The sequence below is a fragment of the Pseudonocardia tropica genome (assembly GCF_040105315.1).
GTDB lineage: Bacteria > Actinomycetota > Actinomycetes > Mycobacteriales > Pseudonocardiaceae > Pseudonocardia > Pseudonocardia alni.
The window spans coordinates 516,840-535,123 of the sequence record NZ_JBEDNP010000001.1 but is presented as its reverse complement, the minus strand read 5'-3'; the positions used below and the strand labels follow the sequence as shown (position 1 = coordinate 535,123).

At 73.9% G+C, this 18,284-nt stretch carries 20 protein-coding genes; 9 read left to right on the top strand and 11 right to left on the bottom strand.

The window, feature by feature from the left end:
- The first annotated feature begins 51 nt into the window (after positions 1 to 51).
- The 6 genes from WHI96_RS02660 (at position 52) to WHI96_RS02635 (ending at position 3,459) form a co-directional block, all read left to right on the top strand.
- Positions 52 to 444, top strand: coding sequence for a VOC family protein (locus WHI96_RS02660; RefSeq protein WP_345641183.1), 393 nt, complete (start codon positions 52 to 54; stop codon positions 442 to 444).
- A gap of 83 nt (positions 445 to 527) precedes the next feature.
- On the top strand, positions 528 to 1,025 hold the full coding sequence (locus WHI96_RS02655; protein ID WP_345641180.1) for a polyketide cyclase: 498 nt from the start codon (positions 528 to 530) through the stop codon (positions 1,023 to 1,025).
- A gap of 17 nt (positions 1,026 to 1,042) precedes the next feature.
- The gene (locus tag WHI96_RS02650) at positions 1,043 to 1,375 is read left to right on the top strand and encodes a hypothetical protein (RefSeq protein ID WP_062399612.1); all 333 of its coding nucleotides are present in this window, start codon (positions 1,043 to 1,045) and stop codon (positions 1,373 to 1,375) included.
- 349 nt (positions 1,376 to 1,724) lie between these two features.
- Positions 1,725 to 1,928 carry a cold-shock protein gene (locus tag WHI96_RS02645; RefSeq protein ID WP_226353718.1) on the top strand — a complete coding sequence of 68 codons (204 nt, stop codon included), beginning with the start codon at positions 1,725 to 1,727 and terminating at the stop codon, positions 1,926 to 1,928.
- Positions 1,929 to 2,037: 109 nt separating this feature from the next.
- Positions 2,038 to 2,868, top strand: coding sequence for a phosphotransferase (locus tag WHI96_RS02640; protein ID WP_345641174.1), 831 nt, complete (start codon positions 2,038 to 2,040; stop codon positions 2,866 to 2,868).
- Positions 2,869 to 2,877: 9 nt separating this feature from the next.
- Positions 2,878 to 3,459 carry a GNAT family N-acetyltransferase gene (locus WHI96_RS02635; protein WP_345641171.1) on the top strand — a complete coding sequence of 194 codons (582 nt, stop codon included), beginning with the start codon at positions 2,878 to 2,880 and terminating at the stop codon, positions 3,457 to 3,459.
- Here WHI96_RS02635 and lnt read toward each other — a convergent pair.
- The 8 genes from lnt to WHI96_RS02595 all read right to left on the bottom strand — a co-directional run bounded on the left by lnt (position 3,434) and on the right by WHI96_RS02595 (position 12,636).
- The gene (lnt, locus tag WHI96_RS02630; protein WP_345641169.1) at positions 3,434 to 4,930 is read right to left on the bottom strand and encodes an apolipoprotein N-acyltransferase; all 1,497 of its coding nucleotides are present in this window, start codon (positions 4,928 to 4,930) and stop codon (positions 3,434 to 3,436) included. The genes WHI96_RS02635 and lnt overlap by 26 nt on opposite strands.
- 4 nt (positions 4,931 to 4,934) lie before the next feature.
- Positions 4,935 to 6,323, bottom strand: a complete 1,389-nt coding sequence (mptB, locus tag WHI96_RS02625; RefSeq protein ID WP_345641166.1) for a polyprenol phosphomannose-dependent alpha 1,6 mannosyltransferase MptB — start codon at positions 6,321 to 6,323, stop codon at positions 4,935 to 4,937.
- 8 nt (positions 6,324 to 6,331) lie between these two features.
- Positions 6,332 to 8,362, bottom strand: a complete 2,031-nt coding sequence (locus tag WHI96_RS02620; RefSeq protein WP_345641163.1) for a hypothetical protein — start codon at positions 8,360 to 8,362, stop codon at positions 6,332 to 6,334.
- 47 nt (positions 8,363 to 8,409) lie between these two features.
- A complete protein-coding gene (locus tag WHI96_RS02615; protein WP_345641160.1) occupies positions 8,410 to 9,651 on the bottom strand; it encodes an ATP-grasp domain-containing protein in 1,242 nt (413 codons plus the stop codon).
- 99 nt (positions 9,652 to 9,750) lie between these two features.
- Positions 9,751 to 10,689, bottom strand: a complete 939-nt coding sequence (whiA, locus tag WHI96_RS02610; RefSeq protein WP_226354788.1) for a DNA-binding protein WhiA — start codon at positions 10,687 to 10,689, stop codon at positions 9,751 to 9,753.
- Between the two features lie 106 nt (positions 10,690 to 10,795).
- Positions 10,796 to 10,996: a hypothetical protein gene (locus WHI96_RS02605; RefSeq protein WP_345641153.1), complete on the bottom strand. Its 201-nt coding sequence runs from the start codon at positions 10,994 to 10,996 to the stop codon at positions 10,796 to 10,798.
- A gap of 140 nt (positions 10,997 to 11,136) precedes the next feature.
- A complete protein-coding gene (locus WHI96_RS02600; protein WP_345641150.1) occupies positions 11,137 to 11,751 on the bottom strand; it encodes a TetR family transcriptional regulator in 615 nt (204 codons plus the stop codon).
- Between the two features lie 384 nt (positions 11,752 to 12,135).
- Complete coding sequence (locus tag WHI96_RS02595; RefSeq protein ID WP_345641147.1) at positions 12,136 to 12,636, bottom strand: class I SAM-dependent methyltransferase; 501 nt, start codon at positions 12,634 to 12,636, stop codon at positions 12,136 to 12,138.
- 47 nt (positions 12,637 to 12,683) lie between these two features.
- Between WHI96_RS02595 and WHI96_RS02590 the strand changes: the two genes are divergently transcribed.
- Together WHI96_RS02590 and WHI96_RS02585 are read left to right on the top strand one after the other, a co-directional pair.
- Positions 12,684 to 13,115, top strand: coding sequence for a DUF1707 SHOCT-like domain-containing protein (locus WHI96_RS02590; RefSeq protein ID WP_345641144.1), 432 nt, complete (start codon positions 12,684 to 12,686; stop codon positions 13,113 to 13,115).
- Positions 13,116 to 13,443: 328 nt separating this feature from the next.
- Complete coding sequence (locus WHI96_RS02585) at positions 13,444 to 14,034, top strand: TetR/AcrR family transcriptional regulator (RefSeq protein WP_345641141.1); 591 nt, start codon at positions 13,444 to 13,446, stop codon at positions 14,032 to 14,034.
- Between the two features lie 12 nt (positions 14,035 to 14,046).
- Here WHI96_RS02585 and WHI96_RS02580 read toward each other — a convergent pair whose 3' ends face one another.
- Entirely contained in the window at positions 14,047 to 14,457 is a 411-nt protein-coding gene (locus WHI96_RS02580) for a hypothetical protein (protein WP_345641138.1), read from the bottom strand.
- Positions 14,458 to 14,532: 75 nt separating this feature from the next.
- On the opposite strand from WHI96_RS02580, the gene WHI96_RS02575 reads away from it, so the two are divergent.
- Positions 14,533 to 16,371 (top strand): prolyl oligopeptidase family serine peptidase, encoded by a 1,839-nt coding sequence (locus WHI96_RS02575; RefSeq protein ID WP_345641135.1) that lies wholly within the window; start codon positions 14,533 to 14,535, stop codon positions 16,369 to 16,371.
- On the opposite strand, the gene arsC is transcribed toward WHI96_RS02575, so the two are convergent.
- Together arsC and WHI96_RS02565 are read right to left on the bottom strand one after the other, a co-directional pair.
- Positions 16,368 to 16,712 (bottom strand): arsenate reductase (glutaredoxin), encoded by a 345-nt coding sequence (arsC, locus tag WHI96_RS02570; RefSeq protein ID WP_345641132.1) that lies wholly within the window; start codon positions 16,710 to 16,712, stop codon positions 16,368 to 16,370. The two genes, WHI96_RS02575 and arsC, sit on opposite strands and share 4 nt — an antisense overlap.
- Positions 16,713 to 16,776: 64 nt before the next feature.
- A complete protein-coding gene (locus tag WHI96_RS02565; RefSeq protein ID WP_345641129.1) occupies positions 16,777 to 18,234 on the bottom strand; it encodes a catalase in 1,458 nt (485 codons plus the stop codon).
- Positions 18,235 to 18,284: the final 50 nt, after the last annotated feature.

The following is an 18,284-nucleotide window of genomic DNA, read 5'->3' as shown; positions in this document are numbered from 1 at the left end:
ATCTATTCGCGTACGCTGTACGATGTACGCCGTACAGAGTTGAGGAGTCCCATGCACATCACCGCCTCCGCCGTCGCACTGAACGTCGAGGACGTCGCGGCGTCACGCGCCTTCCTGACCGAGCACTTCGGGTTCGAGGTCGCCATGTCGGCGGACGGGTTCGCCTCACTCACCCGCGACGACGTCGGCATGAACGTGATCTACCTGCGGCGCGGCCTGGAGACGCTCCCGGACGACCAGCGTGACACTCACGCGGCCGGCCAGATCCTCGCGTTCACCGTCGACGACCTGGAGAGCGAGCTGTCGCGTCTCGTCGCCGAAGGGGTCGCCATCACCATGCCGCTGACCACCGAGGAGTGGGGCGAGCGGGCCTTCCAGGTCCGCGACCCCAACGGCGTCGTCGTCCAGCTCGTGGACTGGAACGGGGCGACCTCTCCCCGGTAGCGGACGGCCGTCGGGTGCACGATGGACCCCGTGATCGGTGACCGCTGGGGCGTGAGCGACGCCGAGACCGCCCGTCCCTACCCGTGCGACGAGCTCGTCAGTCCCCCGCGCTGCAGGCGTGGCGGGGCGTCTCCGTCGCCGCGCCGGCCGCTGCGGTCTGGCCGTGGGTCGCCCAGATCCGGCTCGCCCCGTACTCCTACGACTGGGTCGACAACCTCGGCCGCCGGTCCCCGCAGGAGCTCGTGGAGCTCCCGGAACCACAGGTCGGGGACACCTTCACCGCGACCGGCGGACGGCGGCTCGGCCGGATCCTCTCGGTCGGACCCGGTGTGCAGCTCACCGGCAGCATCCTGGGCGCGGTCATGTCCTACGTCCTCGTGCCGCAGGGACCGGACACGACCCGCCTGCTGCTCAAGGTCGTCATGGGCGGCCCCCGCGCGCTCGCGCCGCTGGTGTCGGTCGGCGACCTGGTGATGGCCCGGCGGCAGCTGCTGAACCTACGACGGCTCGCCGAGGGCCGCAGCCGGGTACGGCGCCGTGACGAACCGCCGGGCGTGGTGGGGTGCGACGACGGGGTGTGATGCGCGATCCTGACGGGATGAGTGAGAACCCGGTAGCGCTCGATCTCGACGACGCGGGACTGGCCGGTGGCCTCCCCCGCCCGGCGCACCAGCTCGACGGGATCCAGGACGTACCGTTCCGCCCGGTCCAGTTCCGCGACAACGACCTCCCGACCGCGCTGGAGCGCGCCGCGCAATGGCTGCGCGAGACCCAGTCCTGGCTGGGTGAGCCGGTCGACGTGATCGCCATCCACCTCGACTACAACGAGGCGTCCGAGGCGGCGTACTACGAGCTCAAGCTGCTGTGCAACGAGGAGGACCTCGCCGGGGCGCCCATCGCGGTGCGCCAGCGGGCCGCGGCCGACGCCTGACCACACGATGACGGGTCGTCGCCCCGGCACCGACCGTGCCGGGGCGGCGACCACCGAGTGATCAGAGTCACGCCCAGCATGACGATCGGCAGGTCGTGACCCTCGCGGCGGCCCGCCGGAGCACCGCGGGGTGAACGATTGCTTGGTCGACACCGCGCCCTGCGGTAGCGTCGTCCTCGGTCACCGTAGTTCTGAGTTTCGTGTCTCAAGCGCGCTCGCAGAATGATGATGCGGGCGGATTCGCTGTCTTTGGTGTAGCTGAAGCTGGCTGCCGTCTGGGAATTCCTCTGACCCGGGCAGCCGCACGACGTGGTTGTTCCGTCCGAATGCTGCATGACAAGGAGTCACCATGACCAACGGCACCGTGAAGTGGTTCAACGCCGAGAAGGGCTTCGGCTTCATCGCCCCCGAGGACGGCGGCGCCGACGTGTTCGTCCACTACTCGGCGATCGACGGCTCGGGCTTCAAGGAGCTCCAGGAGAACCAGGCCGTGTCCTACGAGGTCACCCAGGGCGCCAAGGGCCCGCAGGCCTCCTCGGTGACCGTCCGCTAAGGACGCACCCGCCCGGCCGACGTGCCGGGCCCTGTTCCTCCGTCCGATGGCGGCATCCCCCACGCGGGGATGCCGCCATCGGCGTCTCCGGGGCCGCTACCGTGGCGGCGTGCCGCTGTCCGCCCGCCAGGCCGCGCTGATCGAGGGCTGGCTGCCCGGGCACGAGGTCGTCACCGACCACGGCTGGGGTCTGGTCGGGACCACCGTGCTGCAGGTCCGCCACGACGGTGCCGACCTCGTCGTGAAGGCAGGCGACGACGCCGACACCCACATCGCCCGCGAGCTGCGTGCCCACCGCGAGTGGCTGGCCCCGCTCGTCACCCGGGGTCGCGCGCCGGAGCTCCGCCACGCCGACGCCGACGCGAAGCTGCTGGTCACCCGCTACCTGCCCGGAGGCCTCGTGCAGGACACGCCGGCCGAGCACGAGCCGTCGACCTACCGCGGGGCCGGGGAGCTGCTGGCAGTGCTGCACGACCGGCCCGCCGTCGTCGACGAGGGGTACGGCGCCCGGCTGCGCGAGACCGTCCTGACCAGGCTCGGGCGTCCGCACCGCATCGCACCCGGGCTGCTCGCGCGGCTGCGGGCGGAGGTGACCGGCTGGCCGACCCCGGCGGCCCGGCTCGTCCCCACCCACGGTGACTGGCACCCGCGCAACTGGCTGGTGCACGACGGGACCGTCTCCGTGATCGACCTGGGCCGGGCGGCGCTGCGCCCGGCGCCCACCGACCTGGTGCGCCTCGCGGCCCGCCAGTTCCGGTGGGACCCGGCGCTGGAGACCGCCCACCACGACGGCTACGGCGGCGACCCGCGCGAGCCCGGCCCGTGGCGCCGGGAGTGGATCGCCGAGGCCGTCGGCACCGCGACCTGGGCGCTGAAGGTCGGCGACGAGCCGTTCGAGGCCCACGGACACCGGATGCTCGCCGAGGCGTTCCCGGACTAGCCTGCGCCGGTGCCCCTCCTCGTCGGTCCGGCCACCTCGTTCGACGACCTCGCGACCCTGCTGGGCCCGAAGCGCGACCCCGACGCGTCGGTCTGCTGGTGCCTCTCCCACCGCCTGCCCGCGGCGACGCACCGCGCCCTGACCGGCCGCGCCCGGGGCGAGTACGTCCGGGAGCTGACGACCCGCGCGGTCGCACCCGGCGTCGTCGCCCACGACGACGACGGCGAGCCGGTCGGCTGGGCCGCCGTCGCCCCGCGCGCGGAGCTGCCGTTCGCCCGCTCCCGCACCATCCCGCACGTCGACGACCTCCCGGTCTGGTCGGTGTGGTGCTTCCGGGTCCGCGCCGGGCACCGGGGCCGCGGCATCGCACATGCCCTGCTCGCCGGCGCCGTCGCGTACGCCCGGGACCAGGGGGCACCGGCGGTCGAGGGCTACCCGGTGGACAACCGGGGCGCCCGGGTCGACCTGACGATGGCCTACGTCGGCACCCGCGCGTTGTTCGAGGCGGGCGGGTTCACCGTCGCCGCGGAGACCACCGGGGTGTCCGGCGGGTTCCCGCGGGTGGTCATGCGCCGGTCGACGTCCGGTTGAGCTCCCGGCGGCGCAGCAGGTACCCGGCCGCCGCCGCGAGCAGCCCGGCGAGCGCCAGACCGTGCTCGAACCAGGCACCCCAGCGGGTCGCGAAGGTCGGGTCGGTACGCAGCGGCACCTGCTCGACCAGGGTGTCCGCGGTGTACAGCGCGGTCTCGGCGACGACGGAGCCGTCGGGCCGGATCACCGCGCTCGCCCCGGACAGCGCCGCGACGACCGCGGCCCGCCCGTGCTCGACGGCCCGCAGCCGCGACATCGCCAGGTGCTGCCAGGTCATCTCGCCCCGCCCGTACCAGGCGTTGTTCGTCGGGACGACCAGCAGCGCACCGCCGTCGGCGACGCCGTCGCGCAGCACGTGGTCGTAGGCGGTCTCGTAGCAGATCGCCGTCGCCACCCGGGTGCCCGCGACGGGCAGCACCGCGGGCGCCGTACCGGGGGTGAAGTCGGACAGCGCGACGAACGGGGTCAGGTACTGCGTGACCGCCCGCAGCGGGATGCGTTCGCCGAACGGCACGAGCTCCTGCTTCGCGTAGCGCTCCCCCACCCCGGTCACCGGGTTCCAGACGGCCACCGCGTTCTCGGTGTCGGTCGCGCTCGCCTCGTAGTTGGTGCCGACCAGGAACGGCACGCCGAGCGCGTCGACGACCCGGTCGACCGCCGGGTCGACGCCGTCGGTCGACAGCGAGCTCTCCGGCCACACGACGAGGTCGGGCCGCGGCACCGCGCCGGACCGGACCCGGTCGATCAGCACCGAGGTCTCGGCGAGGCTGTTCGCGCGCAGGGTCCGACCGGCCGTGAACAGGCCGAGCCCGATGTCGGGGGCGTTGCCCTGCACGACCGCGACGGTGCGGGTGCCGTCCTGCGCGTCGACGGGCGGGGTCGGCACCGCGAGCAGGACGAGCACGACCGCCGCGACCGGGACGAGGCCGACGATCCGGCGGGGACGCTGCAGGAACGCCGCCGCGCAGAACCCGGCCGCGACCACCGCGACCGACACCAGCGGGGCCCCACCGATCGCGGCCAGCGGCAGGAACGGCCCCTCGACCTGCCCGAACGCGACCCGCCCCCAGGGGAAACCGTTGAGCGGGAACCGGCTCTGCAGCCACTCCTGCGCGGCGAACGCGAGCGCACCCCACACCGGTGCGGCGGGCAGCCGGGCGGCGAGGGCGACGAGCGCGCCGCCGAGCGCCGGGAACCCCGCCATCACCAGCGACAGCCCCACCCACGGGAACGGCCCGTAGTCGCGGCCCAGGAACTCCTGGATCCACATCAGGTGCGCCAGGTAGAAGGCGAACCCGAACACCGCCCCGAGCAGCGCGGCGCGGCGCACCCGGACCCCGGACAGGGCCCACCAGAGCAGCGCGAACGCCACGATCGCGGTCCACCACACCGTGCGCGGCGGGAACGCCAGGTGCAGCAGCACCCCGCCGACGACGACCGCCGCGATCCGCAGCGCGAGTGCCTTCACCACACGGTCAGCATGATCCGGCCGCGGCGCGGGCCCGCGCGCGGGTCCGGGCGGCCACCGCCACCACCGCGGCGACGACGAGCAGCGCGCCCGCGTAGGCGGCGACGAGCTGCGCCGGCCGCCCGGAGTAGTCCCCCGCGAGCGGCGGCACCAGCACCGCGGACACCGCCACGACGCCCGTCAGCGCCGTCCGCGGCCGCGGCGGGACCGGCACGCAGGCCAGCGGGGTCAGGGCCCACAGCAGGTACCACGGGTGCAGCACCGGCCCGAGCACGACGACGGCGCCGAGCGCCAGGCCGAGCGCCGTCGTCGCACCGGTCCGGCCGCGGGCCTGCGCCACGAGCACCCCGGCGACGAGCAGCGCGGCGAGCGCGGTCCCGGCGGTCCGCGCCACCGTCAGCGCCGTGGTCGGGTCGGCGCCGAGCACGCCCGCGAGCGCCGCGGCCCAGTTGGTGGGCGCCATCCAGCTGAACAGCTGCCCGGGCGCGGACACCGCGCCGAGCCAGCTCCCCCCGCCGGCGTCGACGGCAGACACCGCGAGCGCGGCCGCAGCGGACACCCCCGCGACCAGCGCGACCGCCCCCCACCGGTGGGTGCGGCCGGGCGCGGACCGGGCCGCGGCGACCGCCAGGACCACGAGCCCGGCCGCAGCGGGGGCCTTCACCAACGCCCCCAGCGCGACGAGCACCGTGCCGGCGGCGAGCGCCGCCCGCGGCCCGCGCAGCCCCACGGCGAGGCCCGCGAGCAGCAGCGCGAGCATCGGCCCGTCGTTGTGCATCCCGCCGACGACGTGCCAGAGGACCAGCGGGTTCGCGACCCCCCACGCCAGCGCCGTGCCCGGCGGGATCCCGTGGGCACGGGCCAGGCGCACCACCGCCCAGCCGATCCCCGCCGCCGCGGCGACGGCGAGCAGCCGGTACGCCGCCACCCCGGCGACCACCCCGTCCCCGGCGACGGCGGCGACCGCCTTCTGCCACAGGTCGGTCACCGGTCCGTACGGCGACGGCGTCCCCCGCCAGTAGCCGTCGACCCGCGCGAGGACCGGCGACCCGGCGGGCAGGCCGGCCGCCGGACCGGTCCGGTGCGGGTCGGCGCCGCCGAGCGCGACCGTCCCCTGGGCGAGGTAGCTGTACACGTCGCGGGAGAACAGTGGCGGTGCGACGAGCAGCGGGGTGGCCCAGGCGAGCAGCGCCCGCACCGCCTGCGCCGGGACGACCGGTGCGCGCACCAGAAGCAGCCAGGCCACGACGACCAGCCCCGTCCCGGCCACCGCGGCGCCCAGCGCCACCGTCGACCCGGGGCGGAGCACCACCGCCCAGGCGCCGCCGGTCAGCAGCACCGACCCGGCGGCGCCGAGCGCGGTCGGTGCCGCGACCGGGCGGCGTCGCTCCCCCACGGCCGGGGTCAGGCGGTCGGGGCCGCCGGGCCGTCGGAGGCCTGGAGTGCACCGGCGGGGAGCCGGTCGGCGCCCCAGCTGCGTTCGATGTAGCCGACGATCGTGGCGATGTCCTCCGCGGGCACGCGTTCGGGCTCCCCGTGCTCCAGCGGGTCGCCGTGGAAGATGTAGAGCCGCGACGCGAACTGGTCGAACGGCAGCGACGCCTCGCCGAAGCGTTCCCCGTTGCCCGCCGTCGAGACGACGACGCCGTCGCCCCAGTCCTGCCCGCTGTCGTTGTTCGGGTTGTAGAAGTACACCCGCATCACGTCGTTCGGGTCCGGCGCGACCCGCAGGATCGTGATGGCGTGCCAGCCGACGTAGCGGGCGGCGCTGTCGGTGACCGCGATGCCCGCGGGCTGCGGGTGGATCAGCGGCTGGCCGCCGTTGTACCCGGGGTGGTAGCCGGCGTGGAACTGGCGCAGGAACGCGTCGAGGTCGGTGAGGTTGCCGGTCCCGACGTCGACGTTGATGTGGAAGCCGCGGGCCGCCCACCAGCCGTGGAACTCCGGGTTGACCCAGCGGTGCGGGTCCCCGGGCCGGTCGGAGCAGCGACGGCCCATCTCGGCGTAGATCCGGTCCAGGTGCGGGACGACGACCAGCGACACCGGGTCGAGGTCGATCGGCAGCTTCTCCGCGACCCCGGCCCCGCTCTCCTTCGACGAGATCCGCTGTCCCTCGAAGTGCATGACGATCTCGTCGTCGCGGGCCGCCCACACGACCATCTGCATGAGGTAGTCCGGGTCGTTGTAGGCCCACATCGACAGGGCGCGCGCGGACTGGCAGGTGGGGTTGTCGCCCTGCCCGACGCCGAGCGGCTGGCCCAGCATCGACAGCACACCGGCCAGCAGCCGCACCTCGGGCTGGGGCTGCTCACCGAACGCGGCGACCAGTCGCTGCCGGGCGGCCGGGCCGATCTCCAGCGCGATCTGGCGCCACAGCCCGGGCACGACCGGCGGCTCGTAGAGGATGCCGCGGTCGAGCAGCAGCGCCAGGCCGTAGATGCACTGCGCGGTCTGCGGGGTGACGGCCTCCTCGATCAGCCGGTGCACCAGGTCCCGGAAGCGCAGCAGGCAGTTCTTGCCGGTGTCGGACAGTCCGAGCGCCTCGGCGAGCAGGTAGTCGCTCTCGTGCCGCAGGAACTGCAGCAGCTCCGCGTGGTACGGCGACACGAGCCCGGTGTCGTGCATGGCCCGGGCGAACCCCGCTGCCTCGTACTGCAGGCCGCCGGTGTCCATCGCCTCCAGCCGGGAACGGAAGACGTCGATGCCCGGGTCCTCGCGGCTCGCCTCGGTGGTCCCGAACAGCGCGGTGATCAGCCGGTCGAGTCCCTGCCCGGAGGACAGGTCGACGCTCGGGTCGCCCCGCCACACCGACAGCCGGGTGATCAGCGACGACACCTGGTCGACCTGGATCGGGCGCTGGCGCAGGATCCGCCAGATCTCGTCGACCAGCTTGTCGAGGACGCTGTCGTAGCCGATGCCCTCGGCGATGTGGCGGAACAGGTCGCGGATCATCTGGGCCGTCCGGCCCTCGTGGACCCGCTCCGCCTCGGTCGGCGGCGTGAACAGCAGCTCGAGGTTCATCGCCAGCACCTGGGACAGGAACTGGCGGGCCTCCTCGGCCGAGACCACGGGGTGGTCGTACTCACCGAGGGCGACCGCGAGCATCCGCAGCTCGCTGGTCGCCTCCATGACCACCGTGTCGGCGACGCCGCTGTGCAGCCCCGCCCCGACGAACGCCGGGACCAGGATGTCCGGGTGGGCCCAGTCGGTGCCGGCGAACACGCCGGCCTCCTCCAGGTCCCGGGCGCGGGCCTGCACGGCGGCGGGGCCCCCGTCCTGCAGCAGGACGCGGCGGAGCTGCTCCAGAACCCTGCGGATCTTCGTCGTCTTACCGAAGTCCGGGGTCCGGGCCAGGTCCCGGGTGGCGTCGTCGAGCGAGACCAGGCGCCTGTCCAGCACCGAGGTCCCACTCGCGACGTCGACGGTCGGTTTCACACGGCTTCCCTCGTTCGGTCTCCACGGCCGTGGGCGGGTACCCGCCCTCAGACGTAGAAGTCGAGTTCTTCCTGCTTCTTCAACAGATCGCGCATCCGGTAGGGGTCGTCCCCGAAGAAGTAGAGCAGACCCCAGTGCGTGCCGAACGCGGTCCTCTTCGTCACCGTCTCCTCGACCGGCGACGTGAGGTCGTGCGACTCGTAGTAGTCGTCGTCCTCGGTCTCCTCGGGGATCCGCAGGCTGCTGACGACGCGGCGGCGCGGGTAGACCCCGAAGCAGCCGGCCACGCCGGAGGCGCCCTCGACCTCCTTCGGGAAGAAGGCGTCGATCTCCTCCTCGGTGGTCTTCGGGTCGAACGCCAGCACGAGGCCCTGGTAGGCGTTGAAGCCGTAGGAGCGCTCGAGCAGCTCGAAGACCTTGAAGCCCGGCGGCCGGTAGGCGACCTCGCCGAAGTACATCTCGCCGTCGGAGGTGACGAAGTACTCCGGGTGGACGAAGCCGAACTCGATGTCGAAGGTCTTGATCAGCTTCTCGATCTGCGCGGTGATCGCGGGCCGGTACTTCTCCAGCTCCGGGGTCGCCGGCACGAACACCGAGTAACCGAGGGTGACGTACTCGGAGATGTTGAGGAACTTGATCTTCCCGTTGTGCACCCACGCCTCGACGGCGAACTCCCACCCGTCCAGGTGGGACTCCATCAGGAGCGGGAACTCCTCGTCCGGGATGTTGTCGATGTCCTCGTAGGTGCGCACCACGCGGTGCCCGAGGCAGCCCGCCTTGTCGAACGCCTTGATGTGGATCGGGTCGTTCGGGTCGCCGTCGAGCTTCAGCAGGGTCTGGTTGACGCGCTTGAGGAAGCGGACGATGTCGTCACGGTCGTGGGCCTCCTCGAAGATGCCCACCCGGATTCCGCCGAGCTGTGCGCGACGCTTCATCAGCGCCTTGTCCCGGAGCAGCATCGCCTGCCCGAACAGCCGCGGGTTGTCGAGCAGCACGGAATTGATCGCGCCGGCCCATTCCACGGTTTCCTCGAACAGTGGGATGGCGACGTCGACGCCCATCTCCTGCAAGGTCTCCGCGATCTCCATCGAGCGGTCGTTCAGTCGCTCGAAGTTCCACGGGACGTACGGGATCTCGTGTTCCCTGCAGTATTCCTCGGCCCAGTCCGGGGCGACGACGACGTACCGGCGGTCGAAGCGGTCGATCGCCTCCACCGCGTTGAGACTCCACCCGAGAAGTGCGACGTATCCCTTTTCCGGATTCTTGGTGGCTGAGTCGGACCGAGGCATGGAGAAGCAACCTCCCGATTTCGACGAATTAAGGCGGCGAATGCTTGAGTCCACACCGTACCCCGAGTACGCCGGAGGGGCGGATCGTGGCGGCGGGGTTCAGTCGTCGTCGGGTCCGGCGACGCCGGAGAGCCGGACCAGCCTGCGCAGCCGCCCGGCGACGGTGTCCTTCGTCAACGGCGGGTCGGCGAGACGGCCGAGCTCGGCCAGCGACAGCGACGGGTGCTCCAGCCGCAGCAGCGCCGTCTCCCGCAGATGGGGGGCGACGTCGTCGCCGAGCGCCCGCAGCGCCACCCGGACCCGCTCGGTCGTCGCGGCGGCGGCCGTCGCGGCCCGGCGGGCGTTCACCGTCTGCAGCGATCCGTCCGCGGTCGTCGCGCCCCGCGGGGCGACCGGCACCCGGCTCAGCACCTCGGCCACGCCCGGGGCGCCGACGCTGCGCAGCAGGGCCTCGGCGCTCTCCGGGTCGCGCACGACGACGCGGTGCTCGCTCACCGTCTCCTGCGGCGCGGCCAGCACCCCGAGTCCGCGGGCCGCCCCGACCAGGGCCAGCACGACGGCCGGGCCCGGGCAGGTGACGACCAGCCGGACCCGCCCGGCCGGCCGCACGACCCGGCCCCGGGCGATCAGCGCCCCACGCCACACCCCGGCGGCCACGGCGGGCCCCGCCGCGACGACGGCGGGTGGCAGCCCGAGCACCGGCCGTCCGGTCCGGTCGACCAGACCCGTCGCCCGGGCCAGGTCGGTTCCCGGCGCCGTGACCCGCACCTGGTAGCGCAGGGTCGCCCCGCCGCCGGTCACGACCTCGGCCCGCAGCCCGCCGCGACCGTGCAGCGCCCCGAGCTCGGAGCGCATGCGCAGCGCGGGGGCCGGGGCGTCGAACTCGGCGTGGATCGTCGTCCTGCCGTCGCGGACGCCGACCTCCCCCGCCAGGCGCAGCTGGGTGACGAGCCCGGCATGCCGGACACCGGGGCGCTCCTCACGGACCGCGCCGAGCTCGCGGTGCAGCTCGGCGGTCACGCGCTCCAGGTCGAACACGATCGTCTCCTGCGGATGGGAGGCGGCAGGGCGGGGACACATCCCCCGAGGTGAACCCCGCCCTGCCCGGAAGGGCGGAGCGCCGGAGCGCCCCACCGTGGCGGGATCAGTCCTCGGACGGGTCGGCGTGCATCGGGCAGCGGGGATCGATGCAGGGCCTGCTCTCGGCCCCGGCCCGGAACGCCGCGTTCGCGAGCACCGAGCACAGACAGCCCTGGGCCTTCGCCCGCGGCCCACCCGGCGCAAGGTCGTCGACCGGCACCGGTGTCGGACCCGGCCGACCTCCGCCGTTGGCCCCCTCGGACATGGCTCCCCCTCCGCACGACTGCGCGCCCGGAGTTCCCCGACGACGGGGCCCGTGCGCAGATACATCCGGCGGTCGCCACGAGGGTCCGAGACCTGCCGGGGCGACCGGCTCGCGACGGTAGCCTATACGCGAAGTAACGCCTATTTCGGCTCGGTCCTCACGGGGAGTAGTGATTCGGGACTCAGAGTCAACCCCTGCCGCCGGGCCACGCCCTCGATCTGCGCCCAGATCAGGTCGGTCAGATGGAGGGTGACGACGTCGCGACCCGGCGCGTCCCCGGTCGTCCGGCCGCGCAGCCACCACTCGACGGTCGCCTGCACCGCACCGACCATCGACTGCGACCACACCCGGACCAGATCCGGCTGGTGGACGTCGAGCATCGCGGTGTAGGACCCGAGCAGGCCGGTCAACGCGGACGCGATGAACTCCCGGCCCGCGTCGACGACCTCACCCCGCTGGCCGGGGAGGCGGCGGCGGAACAGCAGGTCGACGCCCGGTGAGTCGTCGAGGAAACCCATGACCGCGTCGATCGAGTCGTGGATCCGCGTCCACGCCGCGCTCTCCCGGTAGATGGCGGGCATGAGCCGTTCCATCAGGCGGTCGGTCGCCCGTTCGGCCATCGCGTCGAGCAGCGCGGCCCGGTCCCCGAAGTGCCGGTAGATCACCGGCTTGGTCACGCCTGCCTCGTGCGCCACCTGGTCCAGGCCGAAGTCCTGCCCGTCACGGCCCAGCACTGCCAGCGCCGCGTCGACCACCTGCTCCCGACGGCGCGCACGATGCGCGTCCCAACGCGTACTGCGGCCGTCGGACCGGAGGTCGTCCGTGGCCCCGGGTTCCGTGCGGCCGGACGACACGCTCACCATGCTCCTCCCTCGGCGGGCCCGGCGGGAGGAAGCCCGGACCCGGGTGACAGTGGATCACGAAAGACCGGTGTCCGACTCGGCGCGGCGCGGTCGTCCCCCGCGCGACGAGCCGGGCGGGGACGGCCGCGCCCTCGTCGTCGTCCCGGAGGACCGCCTGGTCCCGGTGCCCGACGGGGTCGACGCGGGCGTCGCGGCCTGTTCGATGGAGGGCCACGTCGAGAGGACCTTCCATGACCGCCACCCGGCCCGGGACCACCGTCGCGGAGCCGGTTCCGGTCAGGCCGGCCGGGCCGTCACCCCGGCGCCGCCGTCGCCGGACACCGGGACCGTGTCCCAGCCGTGCCGGCGCAGGCCCGCCGCGACGGCCGCGGGCGGAGCGCCCTCGTAGAGCACGTGCACCACCCCTCCCGGGGCGAGCAGCGCGCGCAGCACGGCCAGCTCGGGTCCGGGGTCGCGGGTCCAGAACAGGTTCACGTTCACCGTGAGCGCGACGTCGACCGGGCCGTTCTCGATCCCCAGCCCGGCCAGATCGGACCGCACGACGGCGAGCACGCCGGAGTCGACGAAGGCCGCGCACCGTCCGGCGGTCCGCGCGACGGCGACGGCCGAGCGGTCCACCGCGAGCATCCCGCCGCCCGCGACCGGGTCGAGCCGGGGGCAGACCAGCGACGCCACCGCCCCCGGTCCGCAGCCCGCCTCCAGCACGCGGGTGCCGGGCTGCGCGCCGACGACGGCGGCCGCGAACCGCGCCCGAGTCGGGACCACCCGCGTCGCCATACGGTCGATCGTGGCACGGACCGGGCGCAGACGGCATCATCGAGGAGGTGGACGAGGTGGTGGGACCCGAGCAGATCCGTATCTCCGACGCCGAACGCCAGACCGTCGCCGACCGGCTGCGTGCCGCCCATGCCGAGGGCTACCTCGACCTCGCCGAGTACGACGAGCGCCTGACCGAGGTCTGGCGGATGCGCACCCGGGGCGACCTGGGCCGGGTGACCCGGGACCTGCCCGCCGCCTCGGCCCCGGCCCGGCGTGACGGCGCGGTGTTCTCCGCGACGGCCGGAGGCGTCGCGATGCGGGTCCTGACGGTCGTCTGGCTGTGCATCACCGCCGCGGCCGCCGCCGGGACCTCGGTGCTGGCGTTGCTGACCGACATGAGTCCGTGGTGGTTCCTGGTGTTCTCCGCGCCGACCGGTGCGGTGCTGCTGACCCTGTGGGTCGCGGGCGCGGGGCGTCCGCGGCGCGGCGGCCGGTAGCCGTCGCGCCGGAGCCCGTCGGCCGCCCGGCCCCGCTCCTCGACGACGCTCCGGTGGTGGGCCAGGGCGTCGAACCCGTCCGGCCGGGGGTGTCGCCGGTCGACAGCAGGCCGACGCCGTGCCGCCCGGCCGTCCGCGGCACGGTCGAGCATCGTCCGGCCGCGGCTCACGGTGACTCCTCGTCCTCCCGAGCCCACGTCGTCGGGGGCACCGTCACGACAGTCCCTACCCGCCGTGACGGGCCTCACGCAGGCGAGGCACGACAGTGGCGGACCGGGTGAACGGCCGGTGTACGGACGTCCGTGACGACCCGATAGGTTCCGCGATCATGGGACACCGCGAGGAGCTTCTGGACGGGGCCGCGCAGTGCCTCTACGAGAAGGGGTTCGGCCGCACGACCGCACGGGACGTGGTGGCCGCGTCCGGGACGAACCTGGCCTCCATCGGCTACCACTTCGGGTCCAAGGACGCCCTGCTCACCGAGGCCCTGCTGCGGGCGACGACGGCCTGGGGCGAGGAGCTCGACCGGGCGCTCGCCGAGCCCGCGGGCGGGACCACCGACCCGCAGCGCCGGGTCGAGGAGACCTGGAGCCGGGTGGTCGGACTGTTCTCCACCCAGCGACGCCTGTGGGCCACCCACGTCGAGGCGCTCGCCCAGGCCGACCGGCTGCCCGAGCTGCGCGCGAAGCTCGCCGAGGCCCAGCGGGAGGTCCGTGAGGGCCTGGCCCTGACCTTCCACACGCTGCCCGACGACCCGGCCGCCGCGGACCGCCGCGTGCACGTGCTCGGCTCCGTCTACCAGGCGCTGCTCACCGGGCTCATGGTCCAGTGGATGCTCGACCCCGACACCGCTCCGTCCGGTGTGGACATCGCCGAGGGCCTGCGCGCCATCGCCGACCGGGCCGACGCCTTCGCCTGATCCCCCGGCGGGTCAGTGCCAGGGCTCGACCCGGCCGATGATCGTCCCGCCGCGGACCGCGCCGGGCTCGGCCACCCGCACGGTGAACGTCCCGAGCGCGAGGAAGCGCAGCGTGACCGTGCCCCCGGCGCTGACATCGACGGCGCGGCCCTGCTCCGGGACCAGCACCCGGCGCGCGACGTCGCTGCCGACGGTGAGCACCACCGTCGTCCCGCGTTTCACCCGCACGGTCGGGACCGCGGGCGCGGGCCGTGTCGCGGAGTGGTCGAAGCGGACCGGGGTCAGCCCGTGGGAGTCCGCGGACGCGGCGACGGTCGGCCCGGCAGCGGCGGCGCCCGCCGTCGATCCGGTCGCACCGCAGCCCGCGGCGGCCGGGGAGAGGACGAGCATCCCGGCGAGCAGCAGCCGGGCCGGTCTCCGCATGCCTCCATGCTGCCGGATGCGCGGCCGACGACCCCGCCCGGTGCACCCGTTCGTGGCGTTCGGCACGATCGGGTCGTGAGCCCGCACCCCAGCGCCCCCGTTCCCCCGACGCTCTTCGACGACGAGCGCGAGCCGCGCTGGCGGTCCCGGTTCACCACGGCACGCATGTCGCGCCCCGGCTGGGCCCGCGACGCACCGGCCCGCTCGGTCTACGTCTCCAACGCGACCGGCACCGTCGAGATCCACGCCTGGGACCGTGACTCCGGGGAGCACCGCCAGGTCACCGACCGGCGCAACGGCACCACCTCGGCCGTGCTGCCGCCGGACGGCGGGCACGTCTGGTGGTTCGCCGACACCGACGGCGACGAGTTCGGCCGCTGGGTCGCCCAGCCGTGGTCCTCCGGTGCGGGCGCCGACACCGTGCCCGCCGTCCCCGGCGCCGGCGACGGCTACCCGGCCGGCCTGGAGATCGGCCGCCGGATCACCGCGATCGGCGTCTCCACCGACGACGGCACCGTCCTGTCGGTGCACGAGCGCGGTTCCGGCACCGATGCCCGCGAGATCTACCGGCACACCGAGGACGCCGGCGTCGGCGCGCTGTCCGAGGACGAGACGCTGCTCGCGATCTCGCACTCCGAGCACGGCGACTCCCGCCACCCGTCGCTGCGGGTGCTCGACGTCGCCACCGGGGACACCGTCGCCGAGCTGCACGACGGGCCCGGACGTGGTCTCGCCGCGCTGGAGTTCTCCCCCGTCGCGGGCGACCAGCGGCTGCTCGTCGGCCACGAGCGCCGCGGCCGCGACGAGCTGCTGGTCTGGGACCCGACGACCGGCGAGGTCACCGAGCTCGCGATCGACCTGCCCGGCGAGCTGGTCGGCGGGTTCGTGCCGGACGCGTCGGCGCTGCTCGTCGCACACACCCACGCCGCCCGCACCCGGCTGTTCCGCCACGTCCTGGCCTCCGGCGAGCTGACCGAGCTGCCCACCGCGCCCGGCTGCGTCGGGTCCGCCGAGGTCCGCGACGACGGCACCGTCGAGTACTCCGCGTCGTCGGCGGCCACCCCGTCGCAGATCCGGGCGCTGCGCCCGGACGGCACCGACGAGGTCCTGGTCGCCCCGCCCGGCGAGCGCCCGCCCGGCTCGGTCGCCGTCCGCGACGTGTGGACCGAGGTCCCGGCCGGGCAGGTGCACAGCCTGGTCGCCGAGGCGCCGCGCGCAGACGGCCGCCCGGCGCCCGCGGTGTTCGTGCTGCACGGCGGCCCGCACGCCGCCGACGAGGACCGGTTCGACGCCGGCCGCGCGACCTGGGTCGAGGCCGGGTTCACCGTCGTCGAGGTCAACTACCGCGGCTCCACCGGCTACGGCTCGGCCTGGCGTGACGCGATCGAGGGCCGGCCGGGCCTGACCGAGCTGACCGACGTCGCCGCCGTCCAGGACGCGCTGGTCGCCGACGGCACCGTCGACCCGGCCCGCTGCGCCGTCGACGGCTGGTCCTGGGGTGGGTACCTGTCGCTGCTCGCGGCCGGGACGCAGCCGCAGCGGTGGGCCGCGGCCGTCGCCGGGGTGCCGGTGGCCGACTACGTCGCCGCCTATACCGACGAGATGGAGCAGCTGCGCGCGTTCGACCGGGCGCTGTTCGGCGGCTCCCCCGACGAACTGCCCGACCTCTACCGGGAGGCCTCGCCGCTGACCTACGTCGACGAGGTCCGCGTACCGGTCCTGGTGCTGGCCGGGGAGAACGACCCGCGCTGCCCGATCCGGCAGATCGACAACTACCTGGACGCACTGGCGGCGCGCGGGGACGTGACCTACGAGGTCAGCCGGTTCGACGCCGGGCACGGCTCGCTGGTGGTGGCCGACCAGATGGACCTGATCGCGACCGAGGTCGACTTCGTGCGGCGGGCGCTGGGCTAGTCGCCGAGCAGGCCCAGCACGTTCTCCGGCGGCCGGCCGACGACGGCCCGGTCGCCGGCGATCACCACGGGCCGCTCGATCAGCTTCGGCTCGGCGGCCAGGGCGTCGAGCAGGGTGTCCCGGTCGGAACCGGCGAGGCCCTGCTCGCGGAACGCGGGCTCGCCGGTGCGGGTGATCGCGAGCGGGTCCTCGGTGCCGAGCGCGGCCAGGGCCCGCTCCAGCTCGGCGCGGGTCGGCGGGTCGTCGAGGTAGCGCCGCACCGTCGGTTCGACGCCGCGGTCGGTCAGCAGCGCGAGGGCGGCGCGGCTCTTCGAGCAGCGCGGGTTGTGCCAGATCTCCACGTGCCGAGCCTAGGACGCACGACGGCCCCGGGGTGTCCCCCGGGGCCGTCGCCGTGCTGAGCGGTCAGCCGCCGTTGCGGACGGCCTGCTCGATCCGGTCGCCGATGTCCTTGTCGACGTTGCGCCAGTACTCGAAGGCGCGCTGCAGGACCGGCTCGGTCACGCCGTCGAGCAGGTGCCCGGCGACGTTGCCGACGAACCGCTCGCGGGCGGCGTCGTCGAAGACCTCGCGGACCATGATCCCGGCCTGGCCCCAGTCGTCGTCGGACTCGCGCAGGGAGTAGGCGGACCGGACCATGTCCCCGTCGGCGTACCAGAGGGCCTCGGAGACCCGCTTCGGGTCGGCCGCCGGGCCGCCGTAGGAGTTCGGCGCGTAGATCGGGTCACGGGTGTTCGTGATCCGCATGGCGCCGTCCTTCTGGTAGTTGTTCACCTCGCTGCGGGGCGCGTTGACCGGGATCTGCTTGTAGTTGACGCCGAGCCGGGCGCGGTGGGCGTCGGCGTAGGAGAACCCGCGGGCGAGCAGCATCTTGTCCGGCGACAGGCCGGTGCCGGGCACCAGGTTGTTCGGCTCGAACGCGGCCTGCTCCATCTCGGCGTGGTAGTCCTCGACGTTCCGGTCCAGCGTCAGCGTCCCGACCTTGATCAGCGGGTAGTCGCTGTGCGGCCACACCTTGGTCAGGTCGAACGGGTTGTACCGGTAGGTCTTGGCGTCGGCGAACGGCATGACCTGCACGTACAGCGTCCAGGACGGGTGGTTGCCCGCCTCGATCTCGTGGTAGAGGTCGGCCTGGTGGTAGTCGGGGTCCGACCCGGCGAGGGTGTCGGCCTCGTCCTGGGTCAGGCACTCCACCCCCTGGTCGGACTTGAAGTGGTACTTCACCCAGACCATCTCGCCGGCCTCGTTGATCCAGCTGTAGGTGTGGCTGGAGTAGCCGTTCATCTGCCGCCAGGTCTTCGGGATGCCCCGGTCCCCCATGAGCCAGGTGACCTGGTGCGCCGACTCCGGCGACAGCGTCCAGAAGTCCCACTGCATGTCGTGGTCACGCAGGTTGTTCGCGACGCGCCGCTTCTGGCTGCGGATGAAGTGCTGGAACTTCATGGGGTCGCGGACGAAGAAGACCGGCGTGTTGTTGCCGACCATGTCCCAGTTGCCCTCGGTCGTCCACAGCTTCAGCGAGAAGCCACGCGGGTCGCGCCAGGTGTCGGGGCTGCCGCGCTCGCCGGCGACGGTCGAGAAGCGGATCACGCCTCGGGACTCGACGCCGGGCTGGAGGAACGCGGCCTTCGTGTACCGGGAGACGTCCTCGGTGGTCTCGAACCGCGCGAACGCCCCACCGCCCTTCGCGTGCGGCTGGCGCTCCGGGATGCGTTCCCGGTTGAAGTTCGCCATCTGCTCGATGAGGTAGTGGTCGTTGAGCAGCAGCGGGCCGTCGGGGCCGATCGTCAGCGAGTGCTCGTCGCTGGCGACCGGGCTGCCGGAGTCCGTGGTGGTGGGCTTGGGCTGGTGCGGCGTGGTCACGGCCGAGCCTCCTCGTGCGCGTGGTGGGTGGGGCGGGTGCTGCCCCGCCG

Coding starts and splice junctions, on each gene's coding strand:
- WHI96_RS02660 (WP_345641183.1), top strand. CDS start 52: ATGCACATCACCGCCTCCGCCGTCGCACTGAACGTCGAGGACGTCGCG.
- WHI96_RS02650 (WP_062399612.1), top strand. CDS start 1,043: ATGAGTGAGAACCCGGTAGCGCTCGATCTCGACGACGCGGGACTGGCC.
- WHI96_RS02645 (WP_226353718.1), top strand. CDS start 1,725: ATGACCAACGGCACCGTGAAGTGGTTCAACGCCGAGAAGGGCTTCGGC.
- WHI96_RS02615 (WP_345641160.1), bottom strand. CDS start 9,651: ATGCCTCGGTCCGACTCAGCCACCAAGAATCCGGAAAAGGGATACGTC.
- WHI96_RS02605 (WP_345641153.1), bottom strand. CDS start 10,996: ATGTCCGAGGGGGCCAACGGCGGAGGTCGGCCGGGTCCGACACCGGTG.
- WHI96_RS02595 (WP_345641147.1), bottom strand. CDS start 12,636: ATGGCGACGCGGGTGGTCCCGACTCGGGCGCGGTTCGCGGCCGCCGTC.
- WHI96_RS02585 (WP_345641141.1), top strand. CDS start 13,444: ATGGGACACCGCGAGGAGCTTCTGGACGGGGCCGCGCAGTGCCTCTAC.
- WHI96_RS02580 (WP_345641138.1), bottom strand. CDS start 14,457: ATGCGGAGACCGGCCCGGCTGCTGCTCGCCGGGATGCTCGTCCTCTCC.